Genomic DNA, 3,384 nt, shown 5'->3' with positions numbered 1-3,384 from the left:
TTTTGTCACCGTCTCGCGAAGATGCTTTCGCATCTCGCGGGAGACACCTGCCACTAGGGCGTCAGGCCTGCACGATTTCGCCGTCCGCTACATGCGCTCTCGTCAGTCACGCATGCAACGTCCACCGCATCCCACCACAACGTTCGTGACGATCGCGAAGCGCCCCTCGAGCGGGTGAGATGTCTCGATCTATACACTGATTTGCTGTTACGATAAACCGAAATATTTTTACACGAGGGGCTTGCGCCGTCGGGCAAATCAGTGCTTGGCCCCGCCGTGCGTGCGATAGAAGCCGCTATCCGCCCGGCGAAGCCTCGAGAGCAATCACTACTTCGCGAACTCCGGAAACACCGGCAATTTTTCCACGTCGCGCCCGTCATGCTGAATGATGACGGTCGCCTTCAAATTCGCGGCAATTTTTCTCAGCCGCTCGATCGACGCGACCGTCTGCGCGCGATCGAAGTTGAAGCTGGGCACGCCGACCGTGTCGTAGTTTTCGCGGAAGTGGACCGCATCGCCGGTGATGATGACAGGGCCCATCTGCGCGAGCTTTACCAGCAGGCTGGAATGGCCCGGCGTGTGCCCTGGCGTCCGCAACATGATCACCGAACCGTCGCCGAACACATCCTTGTCGATGGCTTGCGGCTCGACCTTGTTCTCTCCCCTGATCCAACCCTCGAACGGCTTGAAGTTCACGCCTTGCGCGGGTTTGGGGCTCGTGATCGCGTCCCATTCCCTGGCGCCGATCAGCAGGGTTGCTTTCGGAAAGGAATCGACCTGGCCCGTATGGTCGGCATGGTAGTGGCTGATGCCGACATATTTGATCTGATCGGGCTTGACGTCGATCTTGTCCAGCTGGTCGACCACGCTGACCTTTGGCGCAACGTTGGGCGCTGTCATGGAATGACCGGTATCCCACAACATATAATCGTCGCCGTGCTTGATGACATAGCAGCTGAAAACGAACTGCACCTTCAGGCCCGGGAAGGCATAAGTATCCGAGAAGCGCTCATTGACGACAGTTGGTGCCTGTGGTGTGCCGCAATCGAGGCGGGCCAACGTTACCTCTGCCGCTTGTGATGTCGCGAGACCGGCAAACAGGCCGACGCCCAGCGCGAACCCAGTCAAAATTCGGTTCATTATGTTTCTTAGCTCCCTGTGTTTTCCCCGCAAGTTATGCCGCCGATGCGGCACCGGGCAATGATCTGGCCATCAGAAAATTATTGCGTACCGATGGAATAAAAACGGTTGTGCCAGAAGCTCCCGGCCACGAGCCGCGTGAACCAATCCGGGCCTGGTACGTTGTACCCCATCACCGGCCGAGGCATTGCCCGTGGGCGTCGGTGGCTGAGAGACCGATTGCGCTCCCGCCTGCGTCCGGAGAGGCAGCAGTGGATCGGTCCATGCAACTGCGCCATTTGGCGATTGCGGAGCGGCACATTGCGCGCGGGGCGGAGCAAATATCCGATCAAGAAGCGCGCGTCATAGACCTTGATCACCGCGGGCAGGACTCATCATTGGCCCGCGCCGTCCTGGAAACCTTTCGCAACATGCAAGCCCAACACATCGCGCACCGCGATCACATACTTACAGAGTTAGGGCGGTGAGGGCATGGCAGAGGACGCGGAAACACTGTTCGCGCGTGCGGAGGCAGCCATCTTGGCGGCAAAACGGCTGGTCGATGCCAACGAGGAATGGCAGGACCGCACCCGCTGCACCGCCCGCCGAAGGGAACTCAGAGCCCTCTTCGAGGCGAACGGCTGGCTCATCATCTACCCGCAGGACCTTGCGGAACTGCCACTTCCGCCATATCGGCCATTTCCGAGCAAAGACGACGAGACCTGACGCGCTCGGCGCGTGCGATCAGAACTTCGACTCTAATCCTGGCTACCTCCAGCCGCGCCCTCAGTCGACATTCGCGGACATCGGCTCTCGTTGCACGGCTTTCCGTGAGGATGCGGTCGGCGCGCTTTAGCAGGCCATCGTCCATCAGTATCTCGCGCCAGCTGAGATGGGGTTATCGCCGCTCCTCCCGGGGGGGGGGGACGAAACTTGAGCGGCCCAGGAACGTGTGCGGTACTTCAAGCTCGAGGATCCTGTAGGATAGCTTCAGGGCGTCTTCCGCGAGTGTTCTGCATTCTCGCAATTCGACGGCCCGAACGCGAAAATCACGGATATCCTTCAATAGATCGGTTCGACGCATGAACTGCTCCCATCTTGTGCGAGCGGAAGCGCAATGGGTCTCTCAGCCACCGGTGTCTACGAGTAGAGCCTCCGCTGACGATGGGCAGATCATAAACCTCGTCTCGAATGGTTCAATTGGTTTCCCGTAGCGCCGACCGGGGGCTCGACGGGGCAAAATGCAAAAGCCGACGCCCGCGCTTTCATTTCATGAGCACACGATCTAGCTAGGGCCGTACTCATAAATCCGCCATGTCGGCTCTACCCCTAAAACCGGACATCGCCGGGCGACCACGGCATGTCGGCTTTGGGCCATAAGCAGACTCTCGCATTGAATGTCTACGCCCTCAACTGATCCATTCGAAAGCGCGAGCGAGAAACTCTCCGCCATGCTGAGGTTGCCATTCCCCGTGGGCCATGATGACCTTCCAAGGATCCCAGCCAAGAATCTTTTCCCTAGCTACGCGTAGCTTTCGATGGTGGATGAAAGACAGCCGCCAATCAAGTGGAGCGAAACTCTTCGCTTCGGTGATCTTCGAAATGCGCGCGACCGATCGCTGCCAAGGCGCCCAGTTCTCACTGAGCCACTTTGGCGAGAAGTTCTGAGAAAGGTCCGCCAAAATCACTGTGCGCGACAGCAGATGGAAAAATACGATTTCGTCCATCGCAAGGGACCCGCGGACCCAGCACTGATCGATTTGCCCAGCCCACGCGGCCGGAGGCTCATCCACGAGCGGCGATTGAAACGGCAGGTCACCGTACTTTCGTATCGTGGATGCAGGCCCCCAAAGCTTTGCGTCAGGAAAGGCCGCATGCCACTCGCCGAGAAAGAGATGATGGAGCTTGTTGGGGCTGACCAGGTGCGCTGGTCGGCCGATCGTCTGGACTTCGCTTCGGAGCCCATCGCTGAGTTCTACGGGCGACCAGACCCAAAGACCACCATTCTGCAAGCGGACAAACACGCTGCGGGTCGGATAAGCAAACCCGTGAAAATTGACGTTGTTTCCATTGAGAATCCAAATGTTCTCGGCGATTGAAATAAAGGTAGTCATCAGCACTCTGGACGCCTGCGAGCATACTGTCAGTCAACGCCGAGGCACTTGGATCTGTTCCGCTCTGGGTCAATGGACTAAACCGCTCGCGCGGTAGGGCGCTGGGGCTGGCGATACAGCCAAGACGATAGCGCGACGGGGCGTCCTGTCT

Annotated in this window: 3 protein-coding genes; 1 reads left to right on the top strand and 2 read right to left on the bottom strand. The window is 58.7% G+C overall.

Annotated elements, in window-relative coordinates; all coding sequences use genetic code 11:
- Positions 1–327: 327 nt before the first annotated feature.
- Entirely contained in the window at positions 328–1,194 is an 867-nt protein-coding gene (locus JQ586_RS40050) for an N-acyl homoserine lactonase family protein (RefSeq protein WP_212400125.1), read from the bottom strand.
- Positions 1,195–1,611: 417 nt separating this feature from the next.
- Between JQ586_RS40050 and JQ586_RS40045 the strand changes: the two genes are divergently transcribed.
- Entirely contained in the window at positions 1,612–1,845 is a 234-nt protein-coding gene (locus JQ586_RS40045; RefSeq protein WP_212400124.1) for a hypothetical protein, read from the top strand.
- Positions 1,846–2,528: 683 nt separating this feature from the next.
- Here JQ586_RS40045 and JQ586_RS40040 read toward each other — a convergent pair.
- Positions 2,529–3,233 carry a DUF4336 domain-containing protein gene (locus JQ586_RS40040; protein ID WP_212400126.1) on the bottom strand — a complete coding sequence of 235 codons (705 nt, stop codon included), beginning with the start codon at positions 3,231–3,233 and terminating at the stop codon, positions 2,529–2,531.
- Positions 3,234–3,384 lie beyond the last annotated feature (151 nt).

This window comes from Bradyrhizobium jicamae, assembly GCF_018130215.1.
Lineage (GTDB): Bacteria > Pseudomonadota > Alphaproteobacteria > Rhizobiales > Xanthobacteraceae > Bradyrhizobium > Bradyrhizobium jicamae_A.
Note: the sequence above shows the minus strand (reverse complement) of the source record. Positions and strands in the feature narration are given on the sequence as shown.